The organism is Moraxella lacunata (assembly GCF_900453205.1).
Taxonomy (GTDB): Bacteria; Pseudomonadota; Gammaproteobacteria; order Pseudomonadales; family Moraxellaceae; genus Moraxella; species Moraxella lacunata_B.
This window is the reverse complement of record NZ_UGQU01000001.1, coordinates 970,943-988,564: the sequence shown is the minus strand read 5'-3', so window position 1 is coordinate 988,564 and position 17,622 is coordinate 970,943. Positions and strand designations below refer to the sequence as shown.

At 46.0% G+C, this 17,622-nt stretch carries 12 protein-coding genes and 1 tRNA gene; 9 read left to right on the top strand and 4 right to left on the bottom strand.

Features of this window, described 5'->3' with window-relative positions:
- Nucleotides 1-120: 120 nt before the first annotated feature.
- The 4 genes from fhuB to DX073_RS04655 form a co-directional block, all read right to left on the bottom strand.
- Entirely contained in the window at nt 121-2,070 is a 1,950-nt protein-coding gene (gene fhuB, locus DX073_RS04670) for a Fe(3+)-hydroxamate ABC transporter permease FhuB (protein WP_181814368.1), read from the bottom strand.
- Nucleotides 2,060-2,980: an ABC transporter substrate-binding protein gene (locus tag DX073_RS04665; protein ID WP_115005967.1), complete on the bottom strand. Its 921-nt coding sequence runs from the start codon at nt 2,978-2,980 to the stop codon at nt 2,060-2,062. The genes fhuB and DX073_RS04665 overlap by 11 nt, the downstream gene beginning before the upstream one ends.
- A complete protein-coding gene (locus DX073_RS04660; RefSeq protein ID WP_115005965.1) occupies nt 2,977-3,756 on the bottom strand; it encodes an ABC transporter ATP-binding protein in 780 nt (259 codons plus the stop codon). The genes DX073_RS04665 and DX073_RS04660 overlap by 4 nt, the downstream gene beginning before the upstream one ends.
- Before the next feature lie 211 nt (nt 3,757-3,967).
- Entirely contained in the window at nt 3,968-4,441 is a 474-nt protein-coding gene (locus DX073_RS04655) for a DUF302 domain-containing protein (RefSeq protein ID WP_115005964.1), read from the bottom strand.
- A gap of 132 nt (nt 4,442-4,573) precedes the next feature.
- Between DX073_RS04655 and DX073_RS04650 the strand changes: the two genes are divergently transcribed.
- From DX073_RS04650 to rpoC, 9 genes are all read left to right on the top strand, one after another.
- Nucleotides 4,574-4,649: transfer RNA gene (locus DX073_RS04650), tRNA-Trp, on the top strand.
- Nucleotides 4,650-4,706: 57 nt separating this feature from the next.
- Entirely contained in the window at nt 4,707-5,216 is a 510-nt protein-coding gene (secE, locus tag DX073_RS04645) for a preprotein translocase subunit SecE (RefSeq protein WP_079325763.1), read from the top strand.
- A gap of 37 nt (nt 5,217-5,253) precedes the next feature.
- Nucleotides 5,254-5,787: a transcription termination/antitermination protein NusG gene (gene nusG, locus DX073_RS04640; RefSeq protein WP_062498950.1), complete on the top strand. Its 534-nt coding sequence runs from the start codon at nt 5,254-5,256 to the stop codon at nt 5,785-5,787.
- Nucleotides 5,788-5,966: 179 nt separating this feature from the next.
- Nucleotides 5,967-6,398 (top strand): 50S ribosomal protein L11, encoded by a 432-nt coding sequence (gene rplK, locus DX073_RS04635; protein ID WP_062498951.1) that lies wholly within the window; start codon nt 5,967-5,969, stop codon nt 6,396-6,398.
- Nucleotides 6,398-7,099, top strand: coding sequence for a 50S ribosomal protein L1 (gene rplA, locus DX073_RS04630; RefSeq protein WP_029102312.1), 702 nt, complete (start codon nt 6,398-6,400; stop codon nt 7,097-7,099). Before rplK ends, rplA begins: the two co-directional genes overlap by 1 nt.
- Nucleotides 7,100-7,414: 315 nt before the next feature.
- Nucleotides 7,415-7,918: a 50S ribosomal protein L10 gene (rplJ, locus tag DX073_RS04625; RefSeq protein WP_029102311.1), complete on the top strand. Its 504-nt coding sequence runs from the start codon at nt 7,415-7,417 to the stop codon at nt 7,916-7,918.
- Nucleotides 7,919-8,132: 214 nt separating this feature from the next.
- Nucleotides 8,133-8,507: a 50S ribosomal protein L7/L12 gene (gene rplL / locus DX073_RS04620; RefSeq protein WP_079325765.1), complete on the top strand. Its 375-nt coding sequence runs from the start codon at nt 8,133-8,135 to the stop codon at nt 8,505-8,507.
- Nucleotides 8,508-8,877: 370 nt separating this feature from the next.
- Nucleotides 8,878-12,984: a DNA-directed RNA polymerase subunit beta gene (gene rpoB / locus DX073_RS04615; RefSeq protein WP_115005962.1), complete on the top strand. Its 4,107-nt coding sequence runs from the start codon at nt 8,878-8,880 to the stop codon at nt 12,982-12,984.
- A 73-nt stretch (nt 12,985-13,057) separates the two neighbouring features.
- The gene (gene rpoC, locus DX073_RS04610) at nt 13,058-17,287 is read left to right on the top strand and encodes a DNA-directed RNA polymerase subunit beta' (RefSeq protein ID WP_258556871.1); all 4,230 of its coding nucleotides are present in this window, start codon (nt 13,058-13,060) and stop codon (nt 17,285-17,287) included.
- Nucleotides 17,288-17,622 lie beyond the last annotated feature (335 nt).

Below are 17,622 nucleotides of genomic sequence, written 5' to 3'. Positions count from 1 at the left end.
CATAACCATAATGTATTTGTGATTAAGTATTTGATAATGTTTTAAAAATTTGATTTTTGGCATTTGGGTTGGTGATTTATTTTGTGGCGTTTTGAATGATGATGGATATATTGGTTTTGCTTATTTTTTACGTAATGTCAAATAAACAAAATACCCTGCCCCCACAATTGCCGACAATGTGCCTGCAGGTATTTCATAAGGGAAAATCACATAACGCCCCACATAATCTGCCACCACCAGTAACATCGCCCCTAGCAGTGCTGACAGGCGTAACTGGGCGGTCAAGGTGGTAGCCCCCATTGATATGGCAAGATGTGGCACAACCAACCCCACAAAGCTCAAAGGTCCCATCGCCAATGTCGCAATCGCTGACAGTATGGCAATGATAAAAAGTAACAATCCATAAAAAAATCTCACCGACACGCCACGCCCACGAGCAACCTCATCGCCCAAACTGATGAGCTGTACGGTTTTTGACAACATGAGTGTGATGATCACAGACATCATCAGACACACGCACAGCATCATCGCTGTGCCCAGATTGAGATGATAAGTACTGCCAGACAGCCACGTTAGGATGGTTTGTAAGCGAGGGTCGCCACTCAGGCGTAACAGCGTCATGACGCCTGTGGTGAGTGCAGAGATGGCAACTCCCACAAGTAGTAAGTGTCCATGAGATAGCCGAGATGACAGCCACAAAATCACCCCAAGCACCGCCAATGCCCCAAGCACACCTCCTGCGATGATGAAGGTGTTTGAATGTGCCAAACCAAGCCATGAGCCGATGACAAAAAAGGCAACCACTCCCAACGCAGACCCACCGCTGACACCGAGCACTTCTGGGCTTGCCATCGGATTTTGGGTGAGGCGTTGCAGTAGAGTGCCTGCGATGGCGAGCATGGCACCGACAGACAACGCACCCAAAGTGCGAGATAGGCGAAATTCACCAATGAGTGCCATGTCTGCATTAAACCCAAATCCCAAAGCGTGTGGTGTGATGATCAAAGCTATGATGGTGATGACGACCAAGAGGGCTAAGTACGCCAAAACGTTAATGGGTTTTCTTTTGGGAATACTGATGGGGGCGTCATCGTTGATGTGCTGATTTTTTTGTTTTAAAATCAAGTAAATAATGATGGGAGCACCCAAAATACCACTCATCGCACCTGCAGGAATGATGAGGCTGAATTTGGCTGACAACAAGGTTGAGACGTTGCTGGTAAGCCACAAAAGCAGTCCACCTGCCACAAAGCCTACTGCCAGTCTGCGTCCCACATGATGAATGGACAGTGCGTTGGCAAGCGTTGCTCCAGCCAGCCCTGCAAAGCTAAGCACGCCCAGCTGACTGACGACCGTTGCCACCATGATGGCAACCAACATCACGCTGATGAGGCGGATTTTTTGGACGGACACGCCCAGACTTTTGGCGGTGCTATCATCCAAACCCATGAGTGTCAAAGGTTTGATGAGTGGCATCAGAGCCAGTGATGAAGCAACGGCAATGATGCCAAGATGGTATGTCGTATCCAGACTGCTTTGGGTAAGAATGCCACCACTCCACATCATTACGCCCAGACTCATTTCTGAAAAAAAGATGAGCAGTAGATTGGCAATCGCATACAAAAGAATGTTAATCATTAAGCCACTGAGCATGAGCGTGATTGGATTGAAATTTGACCGCAACGACAGCAAAAATGTCGCCCCAATGCTGAGCAGTGCCCCCATCATCGCCACCCAAAAACTGCCATATAACCCCAAATTTGGCAAAAACAACGCCACAAGCATCATGGTCATGTTCGCTCCACTACCGACAGCAAGGGTGGTGTCGGAGGCTAGGGTGTTGCCGATGATTTGTTGTAAAAGCAAACTGGCAACGGACAAAATGCCTCCTGCCAACAGAGCAACCATCATGGTGGCGATGATTTCGTATTGTTTGGCAAGTTGTATCAAGGGGGTGTCATGGGCAAACAGTTCGTGTACAGGATATGCCCACTGCGTGCTGACGAGTGCCACACTGCTGATGACAACCAATGCCCCAAGCATGCCAAGCACTGCTGATTTATGAATCATGGCGTACCCCCATAACGGTGGCTTGTGATAGGGCATGACTAAGATTCACCAAACTTGGCACGCCTCCAGAAATCCACACAGGTGGCAAAACCATCATACAGCGATTTTGACCAAACCCCATGTTTTGCCACAGAATGTTTTTGTTAAGTTCGTGTTCGAGCATTTGGCTGAATGGGCGGATGATGACCAAACAGACATCGGGTGGTAGCTGTACCAAATCTCCCAAATTTTGGTTGGCAAAACCCCATGCGTTGCCCTGCGTGGGGGCGTGCAGTGTCAAACCCATCTCTTTGACCGCCACATAAAACAGGCTATTTTTGGTGTACAATCGGTAGTTTTGGGCGTTGGCAAACTGAACGATGGCAAGGGTGTGGATGGTTGGGTTTTTTTGGCGAAACAAAGCACCGTGATGAACGATGTCAGTTTTGCTGTGTTTTAGGTATTGTGCTGCTTGTGTTTGTTTGCCAATGAGTTTGCCAATTTGATGGGTGTAGCTTTCAAAATTTTCCCAGTTTGCTGTCTCATCCAGTGTGAGTGAGACTTCTTGGTGGGGGATATTTTTGTACAAAGGGCGTAGATGTTGATAAAAAGCATTATCAATAATCAAATCACCATCAAGCTGAGCAAACAGCTCGGCATTGGGCGAAAATCTGAGCCCCACATCGACCACGTTGCGAGGAATGGTAGGCGTGCTTGCCCAATCAGCGTAGCTGTTGATGTCGCCTGTGGCGATGGGCGGATGTTCTAAGGCGATGAGAGTTTGAGCAATGCTCCAGTCAGGCGTGATGACTTTTGGGCTGACGTTTTGGGTGTTTGGGGAGCTTTGGTTGGTAGGGCTTTGTGTGCAAGATGACAGCAGGAGTACGGACAACGCACCAAGCACCAATAATATAGGGTGGATTGTTTTCATACCACCGCCATATTTCGTGCGTGGATGGGGTGCTTGACCACGTGCAGTTTGATGCCAAAAATGTCTTCCAAAACATCCGTCTGCATGATGTCATTGACCGCACCTGTATGGCAGATTTTGCCATGTTTTAGAGCAATGAACTCATCACAAAACCCTGCCGCCAGATTTAAATCATGAATGATAATCACCACACCCAAATTCATGGTGTCAGCTAGCGTGCGAATCAGTTTTAGCACTTCCACTTGATACAAAACATCGAGTGCTGCCAACGGTTCATCAAGGAGCAGATATTGACTTTGCTGAGCAAGACACATGGCAAGCCACGCTCTGGCACGTTCTCCGCCAGAGAGGGTGGCAACGCTTTGGGATTTTTTGTGGGACAGATGCGTTTGGTTTAGGCAGTCAGCCACGATTTGAGCGTCAGATTGACTGGGTTTTTGCAAAAATCCTTGATAAGGGTATCTACCAAGCATGACCAGCTCTTCGACAGTAAATGTGGGAGCTAGGGGTAGTTTTTGGGGTAAATAAGCGATGTGGCGAGCGAGTGTTTTGGCACTCATTTGGTGCAGTGGTGTGTTGCTGAGCGTGATTGAGCCTGTGCTAGGTTTTTGTTCGCCTGCCAACAGTTTGATGAGGGTGGATTTGCCAGAACCGTTGTGCCCAATCAAGCCATAGACTTTGCCCGTTTGAAGGGTAAAATTGATGTCATGGAGTAGGGTTTTGTCGCCGATACGAACGCAGACATTGGTTGCATGAATTTGAAAAGTGTTTGTCATGGAGGGTTATCAAAAAATAAGCCACCCATTATATCACAAAATTGGTTAATTTAAAATGAGAATTATTAGAATTTTGGGTTTTGGTTTAAAAGTATGCTCAAAAGGAAAATCGTTTGTAGCGAGCTTGTCGAATCACTACTATTTTCCTACCCTTCGACAAGCTCAGGACGAACGGAAAATCTCATCAGCATACTTTTTGAGTGACTACTGATTATTTTACCGTTGCCTGTATCAGCTTTTCGGCACTGGCAAGGGTATTTGCCACATCAGACGGCTGTATTTGACTGCCTTTAATCAGCTCATTGGCAGGGGTGTAAATGACTTGCACTTGACCGTTGATTTCGGTAACGAGTACTTTTAGGGGTAGGCTTAGAGCAAAAGCGGGGTCTTTTTGCATGAGTGGCGTGCCTGCTTTGGGATTGCCGTAGATAAGGACGGTGGCAGGTTGCATATCCATGCCAACTTCTTGGGCAGATTTGGCGTGGTCAATGACGGCAAATACGGTCATGCCTTTGCTTTCAATGGTGGATTTGAGACGATGAACGGTGGTATCAAAATCATAAGAGCTGATTAGGGTGGCGTGAGTCATGGCGGTGGCTTTTGTGGGTTCGTGAACAGGATTGGTGGTGGCACATGCACTAAGCGATAAGGCTAGGGCGAGCAGGGGTAGGGCGAATATTTTCATGATAATTTCCTAAAAATAAAAATATCCTAACACTAAATGAGATGAAAAGAAAGCCAAAAATTTTAGTAAAATTTTAAAAAAATACTTGCAAATGCCAAAAATATGTATATAATAGCAGTCCTTAACACCCTTAGGCGACTGGCTCAATTGGTAGAGCAGCGGACTCCAAATCCGCAGGTTGGGGGTTCGAGTCCCTCGTCGCCTGCCATCTTTTTATTTCCCCTTTTTTTAATCATCACTTCCTTATTTTAAGGAAATCTTTTGCATGAGCGACAATAAGAATAATCCCCAAAACGACACCAAAAGCGATTTAGAAACTCGCTTGGCAGACGCCAAAGCCACTGCCGAGAGTCTGCTAAATAAACGCAAAGCCGTTGTCGTCTCCGAAGAAAATGTCGTTGATGTGGCAACCACTCGCTCTGGCGTGGATATCGTGCTGTGGCTCATCGCCATTGTCGCTTTGATTAGCTCTACACTCATTTCTACCTATTTGCCACGTTATTGGGCACCTGCCACTGAGTCAATCACTCAGCTACTTATCACAGCAGGACTGGTGCTGTTAGCGGTGATTTGCCTTGCTTTTACCCATCAAGGGCGAGCCTTTAAGGTGCTGTTAAAAGACGCCGGCATTGAGCTTCGCCGTGTGACATGGCCGACCAAAAACGAGACCTTTAAATACACATGGCAGGTCATTGTGGTGATGATTATCGTGGGTTTTATCGTATGGCTACTGGATAATTTATTTAATTATCTGCTTGGGTTTATTTTGCATTAATCTTATCTCTTAATCGGCTTATATCATTAGGAAAATCATCATGCGTTGGTATATCATTCAAGCATTTTCAGGTTATGAAAAACAAGTTCAACGTGCCTTAATTGAACGTATCAAAAGAAGTGAGCTGTCTGAGTATTTCGGTGATGTGCTTGTGCCGACCGAAGAAGTGATCGAGATGCGTGATGGCAAAAAACGCACTGTTGAGCATAAACTATTCCCGGGCTATGTACTCATTGAGATGGAAATGCGTGAAGATACATGGCACGTGGTCAAAGACTGCCCGAACATCTCAGGCTTTATCGGTGGTACCAAAGACCAACCAGCCCCCATCACCAAGGTCGAAGCCGACCGCATTCTAAACCGTATCAATAAAGGTGCAGACGCTCCAAGACCCAAGACCATGTTTGAGCCAGGTGAAGAAGTGCTTATCATTGACGGGCCTTTTGCCGACTTTAAAGGCATGGTCAAAAAAGTGGATTATGAAAAATCCAAACTGTCTTTGACGGTCAGCGTGTTTAGTCGTCCAACAGACGTTGAGATTGAATTTGCAAAAGTTGAAAAAACAGTTTAATTTTTTATAAAAACCTGTTATAATAGTCTTTTAGCTCTGGACAGATGTTCGGAGCTTTTGATTGACAGACAAATCAGCACCGAGCTGATTGTCATTTAGGTGAATTTGAAAGCATTTTCAGATTTGAACATCATGGGGAGCTATTTTAGCGTTATCACCCACCATTGGAGAGTATTCTCATGGCAAAGAAGATTGATGGCTACATCAAGCTACAAGTGCCTGCCGGCAAAGCAAACCCATCACCACCTATCGGTCCTGCTTTGGGTCAAAAAGGCGTGAACATCATGGCGTTCTGTAAAGAATTTAACGCCGCTTCTGCAAACATCGAACCAGGTCTGCCAATTCCTGTGGTCATCACCGTATTTAATGACAAGTCATTTACGTTTGTGATGAAGTCACCACCTGCAGCAGTATTGCTACGTAAAGCAGCTGGCATTGCCAAAGGTTCTGCTGTTCCTAACAAAACCAAAGTTGGTACAGTAACTCGTGCTCAACTAGAAGAAATCGCTAAAACCAAAGAAGCGGATTTGACCGGTGCTGACCTAGACGCAGCGGTACGTACCATCGCTGGTACTGCTCGCTCAATGGGTCTTAATGTGGAGGGTGTGTAATGGCTAAGCTAACCAAGCGTCAAAAGCTAATTGCTGAAAAAGTAGATAGCAACAAACTATACACCATCGAAGAAGCGGTTGAGGTTCTAAACAGCCTACCTGCCTCTAAATTCAAAGAGTCTATCGACATCGCCATCAACCTAGGTGTTGACCCACGTAAATCAGACCAAGTGGTTCGTGGTGCGACCAACCTACCTGCTGGTACTGGTAAAACCAAACGTGTTGCGGTATTTGCCCAAGGTGCTGCTGCTGATGCCGCTAAAGAGGCAGGTGCGGACGTTGTTGGCTTTGAAGACCTAGCAGAGAGTATTAAAGCGGGCAACCTTGACTTTGATGTGGTCATCGCTTCTCCTGATGCAATGCGTGTTGTTGGTCAGTTGGGTACTGTATTGGGTCCACGTGGCTTAATGCCAAACCCAAAAGTTGGTACAGTCACTGCCGATGTGGCAACTGCGGTTAAAAACACCAAAGCAGGTCAGGCTCAGTATCGTGTAGACAAAGCAGGTATTATCCATGCTTCTATCGGTCAAGTGGGCTTCACTGGTGAGCAAATCGAGCAAAACGCAACTGCTCTACTAAACGACCTAAAACGTGCTAAACCAGCAACTTCTAAGGGTATTTATATCAAGAAGATTACGCTATCTAGCACCATGGGTCCTGGTCTTGCCATTGACCCAGTACCACACCGTGCCAACAAATAATCCTTGATGGATTTGGGCGAAAAATCACAAATTGCTTGCTTTTTGAGATTTTTCGCTTATAATGGTGCAATTTTATGATAAGTTACCCGCATGACTTATCATAAAAACAGATTTTTAAAAATTAGCTCAGCACAACGGGTTGTGCTGTCTAAGACCGTAGGTGTTGGTGGTTATTCTTAAACATCAGCCTAATGAATGGGTAAAATCATTCGCCTACGCAGACGGTGAAAATCTCGCCGTATATTCGGTGCAAGTCTTTATTTATATTGGCTTGTAAAATTAATTATCACTTAGTGATAAATATGGAGACAACCCATGGCACTAAATCTTCAAGACAAACAAGCAATTGTTGCTGAAGTAAATGAAGCTGCCAAAGTTGCCCTATCTGCTGTTGTTGCCGATTCTCGTGGCGTGACAGTAGGTCAGATGACCGAACTTCGTAAACAAGCTCGTGCAGCTGGCGTTGAGATGCGTATCGTACGTAACACGCTACTACGTCGTGCCTTAGAAGGTACTGACTATGCTTGCATGAATGATGTTTTCGTAGGTCCCACCTTGATTGCATTTTCAAATGAACACCCAGGTGCTGCGGCACGTCTGTTCAAAGAATTTGCCAAAGGTAATGACAAGTTCGAAATCAAAGGTGCAGCTTTTGAAGGCGAATTTATTGATGCAAAATCTATTGATAAACTCGCAACTCTACCTACTTACGACGAAGCGATTGCACGTCTGATGGGTACCATGAAAGAAGCCGCAGCGGGCAAACTGGCTCGTACACTTGCTGCTCTTCGCGACAAAATGGAAGCCGAAGCCGCTTAATCTTAGACATCGGTTATCGCTTTTATTTAATCAAACTTTTGGTATTGTTAAATAAAGATAGATTTTAAGGTTTTCCGTTCGGACTGAGCTTGTCGAAGTCTAGGAAAACCGTTATGGTTCGACAAGCTCACCACGAACGGCTTTCTAGAAAAGTATACTCAATTAACAATACCCAAACTTTTTATTCAATCTTTATTTCATAGGAATAATTGCTATGTCACTAACTAACGAACAAATCTTAGATGCTATCGCAGCTAAATCAGTTATGGAAATCGTTGAGCTTATCTCTGCGATGGAAGAAAAATTCGGTGTATCTGCTGCTGCTCTAGCTGCTGCTCCTGCTGCTGGTGGCGATGCTGGCGGTGCTGCTGAAGAAAAAGATGACTTCAACGTTGTTATCACTTCTGGTGGCGACAAGAAAGTTGCTGTTATTAAAGTAGTGCGTGAAGTTACCGGTCTAGGTCTAAAAGAAGCCAAAGACCTAGTTGAAGGTGCACCACAAACTGTTAAAGAAGGTGCTTCTAAAGCTGAAGCTGAAGAGCTTAAGAAGAAACTTGAAGAAGCTGGTGCTTCTGTTGAACTCAAATAATCTAAGTTTAACCGCTTAACTCATTTTTCTTAGATTGATAATCATCAATTTAACACAAGAAATTTGATAAAAATCCCATTTTGTTATTGCAAGATGGGGTTTTTTGCTGTATAATTGGGTATTTGACCTTTTGTGTTAGCACGGTCTTTTAAGCTGGTGTCAGCACACTTCAAAAAGGACAAACGCTCCCTATGCACAAGCCACATTTTTAAAGTTTTTGATAAGCTAAATGCGATATCGTGTTTGGCGTGTTTTTGTGTCTTTGATATTTAAAAATGTAGGGCAAAAGAGCAGTGGTTAATTTTTGAAGATTGGTAGTTTTCTGGTGCTCAATTGGAGTGCTTTTCTTAGTTTAACGTAAGGATTCTTAATGGCATATTCTTATACTGAAAAAAAACGTATTCGTAAAAGTTTTTCTCGTCTGCCTGATGTGATGGACGTGCCGTACTTGCTCGCCATTCAGGTGGATTCTTACGAGCAGTTTTTGCAAGAACACAAAAAACCTGCTGCCCGTGCCAACATCGGTTTGCAAGCAGCGTTTTCATCAATTTTTCCCATAACCAGTCATTCTGGCAATGCCGAGCTACAATACGTCGAATATTATCTGGGTGAGCCTGAGTTTGATGAGCGTGAATGTATCATGCGTGGCTCAACCTTTGCTGCTCCCCTACGTGTTAAAATTCGCCTAGTGGTCAAAGACAAAGACGCCAAAGACAAAGAAAGCAAAGCAGCAATTAAAGACATTCGTGACCAAATCGTGTACATGGGTGAGATTCCGCTCATGACCGATAATGGTACGTTCATCATTAATGGTACTGAGCGTGTGATTGTTTCACAACTTCACCGTTCACCCGGTGTGTTCTTTGACCACGACAAAGGCAAATCACATTCTAGCGGTAAGGTACTTTATAACGCCCGTATTATTCCTTATCGTGGCTCGTGGCTTGACTTTGAATTTGATGTCAAAGACTTGGTATATGCCCGTATCGACCGTCGTCGTAAATTGCTTGCGACCATCATCTTGCGTGCCATTGGCATGAATACAGCAGATATTTTGTCTACATTCTTTGAGACTGTGGATGTCTTTAAAGGCGATAACGGTTTTGAAGTTGAGCTTGTGCCTGAGCGTCTACAAGGCGAGATGGCACAGTTTGACATTGTCTCGCCTGAGGGCAAGGTCATTGTTGAGCAAGGTAAGCGTATTAACGCCCGCCGTATTAAGGAAATCCAAGCGTCTGGCATGACTAAATTGGCGGTGCCTGATGAGTATCTGTATGAGCGTATCCTTGCCGAAGACGTGATTTATCATGATGAAGTGCTTGCCCGCGCCAACAGCTTGATTGACCATGAATTGCTGGTTAAGCTGGCTGATAAGAACATCAAAGGCTTTAAAATCCTGTTCACCAATGACATCGACCACGGGGCGTATATCGCTGACACACTGCGTGCTGACACGATTACCACGCGTGAAGAGGCACTCATTGAGATTTATAAGGTCATGCGTCCAGGCGAGCCACCAACCTTGGAAACTGCCGAAAAACTGTTCGAATCGATGTTTTTTAGCCATGAGCGTTATGACTTATCAAACGTGGGTCGCATGAAGTTTAACCGTCGTTTGGGCCGTGATTTTGTAGACAGTGACAGCATTGACGTGCAACGTGAGCAGGGTGTGTTGTCCAATCAAGACATCATTGATGTCCTAAAAGAGCTGATTGAGATTCGTAACGGTCGTGGTGAGGTTGATGACATTGACCATCTAGGTAACCGTCGTATTCGTTCGGTGGGCGAGATGACCGAGAACCAGTTCCGCATTGGTTTGGCTCGTGTGGAACGTGCGGTCAAAGAGCGTCTGACCGCTGCCGAATCTGACAACCTATCACCCCAAGACTTGATTAACTCTAAGCCTGTGGCGGCGTCTATCAAAGAGTTTTTTGGTTCATCACAGCTGTCTCAGTTCATGGACCAAAACAACCCACTGTCAGAGATTACGCACAAACGTCGTGTTTCTGCCCTAGGTCCGGGTGGTTTGACTCGTGAGCGTGCAGGCTTTGAGGTGCGTGACGTACATACCACGCATTATGGTCGTGTGTGTCCGATTGAAACGCCCGAAGGCCCAAACATTGGTTTGATTAATTCATTGGCGGTATTTGCCAAGACCAATAACTTCGGCTTTTTAGAAACGCCTTACCGTCGTGTGGTGGATGGCAAAGTAACCGATGACATCGAATACATGTCCGCCATCGAAGAAGTGGGTACGGTTGTTGCCCAAGCAGACTCGCCCATGAATGAACACGGCGAGCTGACTGAAGAGATGGTGATGGTGCGTTATCATGGCGAATCGGTGCGTATGAGTCCCGATAAAGTAACGCACATGGACGTCTCGCCACGTCAGGTGGTGTCGGTGGCGGCAAGTTTGATTCCGTTTTTGGAGCATGATGACGCTAACCGTGCCTTGATGGGTTCGAACATGCAACGTCAAGCCGTACCAACTTTGCGTGCTGACAAACCACTTGTGGGTACAGGCATGGAGCGTCACGTGGCTCGTGACAGTGGCGTGTGCGTGGTTGCCAAGCGTGGTGGTGTGATTGAAGATGTTGATGCCAGTCGTATTATTGTGCGTGTCAATGAATCTGAGATGACCGCAGGTGAGGCAGGTATTGATATTTATAACCTTATCAAATACACTCGCTCCAACCAAAACACCTGTATCAACCAACGTATTATTGTCAATGCCGGCGACGTGATTGCTCGTGGCGACATCTTAGCTGATGGTCCATCTACTGACCTAGGCGAGCTTGCTTTGGGTCAAAACATGCGTGTGGCGTTCATGCCATGGAATGGTTATAACTTTGAGGACTCTATTTTGCTCTCTGAGCGAGTGGTTCAAGAAGACCGTTTCACCACGATTCATATTCAAGAGCTGACCTGTGTGGCTCGTGATACTAAGCTTGGACCAGAAGAGATTACAGGCGATATTCCAAACGTAGGCGAGGCTGCCCTATCAAATCTTGATGAAGCAGGTATCGTCTATATCGGTGCCGAGGTAGATGCAGGCGACATTTTGGTGGGTAAAGTAACACCAAAAGGCGAAAGTCAGCTGACGCCCGAAGAAAAACTGCTACGTGCCATTTTTGGTGAGAAAGCGGCGGATGTTAAAGACACGTCTTTGCGTGTGCCATCATCAACCAAGGGTACGGTCATTGACGTGCAAGTCTTTACTCGTGATGGATTAGAAAAAGACAGCCGTGCCAAGGCTATTGAAAAAGCCATGCTTGATGACTATCGCAAAGATTTAAAAGAAGAGCTGGTGATTTTTGAGGCGGCAGCACGTGGTCGTATCATCACACTGTTAGATGGCAAAAAAGTCTCAGGCGGTGCAGGCTTTAAAGCAGGCACGGTGCTGACAGGTGCTGACATGGAGAGCTTGCCCTTAGAGACTTTGCTTGACATCCAACCTGCCGAAGAAGAGATTTCTGAGCGTCTAACTCAAATTGCTGAGTATCTGACTGATAAGCAAAAAGAGATTGATGAGAAATTTGCCAAGAAAAAAGCCAAGCTAACCGCAGGCGATGACCTAGCTCATGGTGTCCAAAAAATCGTCAAGGTCTATCTGGCGGTAAAACGTCGTATCCAGCCTGGCGATAAAATGGCAGGTCGTCATGGTAACAAGGGTGTTGTTTCTCGTATCATGCCCGTTGAAGACATGCCTTATGACGAAAATGGCAATCCTGTGGACATCGTGCTAAACCCACTGGGTGTACCATCTCGTATGAACATCGGTCAGGTGTTGGAGACGCATTTGGGGATGGCGGCACGTGGTCTAGGTGATAAGATTAATGCCATGTTACGCTCGCAAGTTGCTGTTGGCGAGTTGCGTGAATTCTTGGATAAGATTTATAACCAAGTTGGTGGCGAGCAGGTGGATTTGGATAGTTTGTCCGATGAAGACATCCTAGCCATGGCTGAGAATTTGCGTGCTGGTGTGCCAATGGGTACAGCGGTCTTTGATGGTGCCAAAGAAACACAAATCAAAGAGCTGTTGGAGCTTGCAGGGCTTGATAAATCAGGTCAGCAAACGCTATATGACGGACGCACTGGCAAGAAATTTGACCGTCCTGTCACGGTTGGCTACATGTACATGCTAAAACTTAACCACTTGGTTGATGATAAGATGCATGCCCGTTCAACTGGTTCTTACTCACTGGTTACTCAGCAACCACTTGGTGGTAAAGCCCAGTTCGGTGGTCAGCGTTTCGGTGAGATGGAAGTGTGGGCGTTGGAGGCATATGGTGCAACCTACACCTTGCAAGAGATGCTGACTGTGAAGTCGGATGATGTTGAGGGTCGTACTCGCATGTATAAGAACATTGTGGACGGTGAGCAGTACATGAATCCGGGCATGCCTGAGTCGTTTAACGTACTAACCAAAGAAATTCGCTCTTTGGGTATTAACATTGACCTAAAAGAGAAAAAGTAATTGCTGTTAAGTTAGGTGCTTGTCTTTGATAAGTACCAGCTTGCGATGACATAAAACTAAGCGGAGAAGTCATTTGAAAGATTTATTAGACATCATGAAAGGCCCTGCTGATGGCGGGGTAAAAGAGTTTGACAGCATTCAAATTTCTTTGGCAAGCCCTGACACCATCAAATCATGGTCGCATGGCGAAGTCAAAAAACCCGAAACCATTAACTACCGCACCTTTAAACCTGAGCGTGACGGTCTGTTTTGTGCCAAAATCTTTGGGCCTGTCAAGGATTTTGAGTGTTTGTGTGGCAAATACAAACGTCGCAAATTTCAAGGCATCATTTGTGAAAAATGTGGCGTAGAAGTGACTGCCGCCAAAGTTCGTCGTGACCGCATGGGTCATATCGAGCTTGCTTCGCCTGTTGCCCACATTTGGTTCTTAAAATCCTTGCCAAGCCGTATCGGTCTATTGCTTGATATTACCTTGCGTGATATCGAGCGTGTGCTGTATTTTGAAAGCTACATCGTCACCGACCCTGGCATGACAGGTCTTGAAAAATACCAACTGCTGGATGATGAGCAATATTTTAATGCCTTAGAACAATACGGTGATGAGTTTATTGCCAAGATGGGTGCAGAAGCCGTTCAAGACTTGCTAAAAGATATTGATGTCGATGGCGAGATTGATGAGCTGCGTGCGACCATTCCCCAGACAGGCTCTGAGACTAAACTTAAAAAGATGTCAAAACGCTTGCAACTGTTAGAGGCGTTCCGTGATTCGGGTAACAAGCCTGAATGGATGGTGATGACAGTTTTGCCTGTATTGCCACCTGATTTGCGTCCATTGGTACCACTTGAAGGCGGACGTTTTGCCACGTCTGATTTGAACGATTTATATCGCCGTGTCATTAACCGTAATAACCGCCTAAAACGCCTGTTGGAGCTAAATGCCCCCGACATCATCGTGCGTAACGAGAAGCGTATGCTTCAAGAAGCGGTCGATGCCTTGCTTGATAACGGTCGTCGTGGACGTGCCATCACAGGTTCAAACAAGCGTCCATTAAAATCGCTTGCAGACATGATTAAAGGTAAGCAAGGTCGTTTCCGTCAAAACCTTTTGGGTAAGCGTGTGGACTATTCAGGTCGTTCGGTGATTGTGGTAGGTCCAACCCTACGTCTGCACCAATGCGGTCTGCCTAAGAAAATGGCATTGGAGCTATTTAAGCCGTTTACTTACGCCAAATTATTGCAAAACAACATTGCCCAGACCATCAAAGCTGCCAAAAAAATGGTAGAGCGTGAAGAGCCTGTGGTGTGGGATATGCTCGCCAGCGTCATTCGTGAACATCCTGTGCTACTGAACCGTGCCCCAACACTTCACCGTCTAGGCTTGCAAGCCTTTGAGCCTGTGCTTATCGAGGGTAAAGCCATTCAGCTCCACCCACTCGTATGTGCGGCATTTAACGCCGACTTTGACGGTGACCAAATGGCGGTACACGTGCCACTGACCTTGGAAGCTCAGCTTGAAGCTCGTGCCTTGATGATGTCTACCAATAACATCCTATCGCCTGCCAACGGCGAGCCGATTATTGTGCCATCACAAGACGTGGTGCTCGGTTTGTACTATATCAGCCGTAGCCATGTCAATGCCAAAGGCGAAAATATGGCGTTTAGTACGGTCAATGAAGCCTTGCGTGCCATTGGTTCTGATGACTTATCTGTCAATGCCAAAATCAAAGTGCGTGTTACTGAGACGATTTTGGATGAAAGAACTGGCGAGAAAACCACTAAGACCGAAATCAAAGACACGGTTGCAGGGCGTTTGCTGATTTGGAACATCATGCCAGAGGGCATGGCATTTGAAGAATGCAACAAAGAGATGACCAAGAAAAACATCTCTAAGCTACTAAACTCATGCTATCGCAAACTGGGTGTTAAAGAATCTGTTTTGTTTGCTGACCATTTGATGTACTTAGGTTTTGCCCAAGCGACCCTATCAGGCATCTCAATCGGCATGGAAGACATGGTGATTCCGCCAAACAAAAAAGAGATTGTCGATGCTGCCGATGCTGAGGTGCGTGAGATTGAACAGCAGTTTGAGGGTGGTTTTGTTACCGCAGGTGAACGCTACAACAAAGTGGTTGATATCTGGTCTCGTACGTCTGACAAAATCGCCAATGCAATGATGGATAACTTATCGACTGATGAAGTGGTGAACAGTCAAGGCGAGATTGAGAAAGAAAAATCCTTTAACTCCATCTATATGATGGCAGACTCGGGGGCTCGTGGTAGTGCCACGCAGATTCGTCAGCTTGCTGGTATGCGTGGCTTGATGGCAAAACCAGACGGTTCCATCATTGAGACACCGATTAAAGCAAACTTTCGTGAAGGCTTGACGGTATTGCAGTACTTTATCTCAACGCACGGTGCCCGTAAAGGTCTTGCCGATACCGCTCTAAAAACTGCTAACTCGGGTTATCTGACTCGTCGTTTGGTAGACGTAGCACAGGACTTGGTGATTACGCATGATGACTGTGGCACCGACGCAGGACAGCTCATGACCCCCGTGATTGATGGTGGTGAGATCGTTGAGCGTTTGGGTGACCGTGTATTGGGTCGTGTGACCGCCAAAGATGTCATCAATCACGATGGCGAGGTAGTTATCCCCGCAGGTACGCTGATTGATGAACGTCTGGTTGAAGTGCTGGACAATAACGCCATTGACGAGGTGTATGTACGTTCAGTTATCACCTGTGAAGCAACGCAAGGCGTATGTGCTAAGTGTTATGGTCGTGATTTGGCTCGTGGCCATCTTGTCAATATCGGCGAGTCTGTCGGTGTTATGGCAGCCCAGTCTATCGGTGAACCAGGTACACAGCTGACCATGCGTACGTTCCACGTGGGTGGTGCAGCAAGTGCAGCATCAGTAGACAACAGCGTATCAGTGGGTAATAATGGTACGGTACGTTTCCATAACATGAAAACCGTAGAACACACTGATGGTCATTTGGTGGTCGTCTCTCGTTCGGCAGAGATTGGCGTGGCAGATGCCCAAGGTCGTGAGCGTGAGCGTTATAAAGTGCCTTATGGTTCTAACATCTTGGTGCGTGACGGTGCCGAAGTGGGTGCAGGCGATGTCATTGCCAAATGGGATCCGCATACCCACCCAATCATCACCGAGTTTGCTGGTACGGCACGATTTAGCGATATTGCCGATGGCATGACCGCAACCGTTAAGGTAGATGAAACCACAGGCATGAGCTCCTTTGAGATTTTGGCAAGCAAAGACCGTCCAAGTCTCTCCAAAGACTTACGTCCTGCCATTATCCTAGATACGACAGACGGGCGTGAAGTGGTGTACTTCCTACCTGCTGAGACTGTGATTCGTGTGTCAGAGGGCGAGACGGTAACCGCAGGTTCGGTGCTAGGTCGTGTGCCACAAGCCACATCAGGCACCAAAGACATTACCGGTGGTCTGCCACGAGTGGCTGATTTGTTCGAAGCTCGTAAACCAAAAGACCATGCCATCATGGCAGAGGTGAGTGGTACGGTGTCATTTGGTAAAGAAACCAAAGGTAAAAACCGTTTTGTCATCACCGATGAAGAGGGTAACGAACACGAAGAGCTCATTCCAAAATGGCGTCAAATCAACGTCTTTGAGGGCGAGCATGTCGAGCGTGGTGAGATTGTCTCTGATGGTCCACAAAATCCACATGACATCTTACGCTTAAAAGGCGAGACGGCATTGGCGAATTACGTGGTTAATGAGGTCCAAGAGGTTTATCGCTTACAAGGTGTGAAGATTAACGATAAGCACATCGAGGTTATCGTTCGTCAAATGCTCCGTAAAGTAGAAGTGATTGATGGCGGTGATTCTAGCTATTTCAAAGGCGACCAAGTGGAATATACCAAAGTGCGTGCCTTAAACGAAGAGCTTATCGCCAATGACAAATTCCCAATCGTCTATGAGCGTCAGCTACTGGGCATCACCAAAGCATCGCTTGCCACCGAGTCGTTTATCTCGGCAGCGTCATTCCAAGAGACCACACGTGTCTTGACGGCGGCGGCAACGATGGGTAAAGTGGACGATTTGTCTGGTCTCAAAGAGAACGTGGTGGTTGGTCGCTTGATTCCTGCTGGTACTGGTTTGGCGTATCATCAAAACCGTCAACGCCTTGCTGAGCGTGGTTTGGAGCCAGTCATTACCGTAACCGAAGACCCGTACACCAAGCCTGCTGACCCACTACTGGCTGGAACAGATGCCAAAGATGACTTTGCAGCGGCATTTGCCAGTGAATTTGGTCAAAGTGAATAATCTCTAACAATAAGAAAGCTCGCTTAGGCGGGCTTTTTTTATGCCTTCTAAAATTCAAAACCAAAACTGATACAGCTAACAAATTTGAATTTTACTACGGAAACCGTAGTGCTTTTTCATGTTGTAGAGCGTGCTTTTTATCAGGATAAATTGCCATTCGCCTTAGGGATTATGGGTGATCTGTGTGTTGATTTTAATATTTTTAAAAATTTATTTAACATAATATTTTAAAAATAGTCCGTTTTCATTTGTTTCTCAACCAATCATCAAATTATCATTTATACTAATGATATATCAATAAAAACTTATAAATAAATTCTTTTTTATCAAAATAA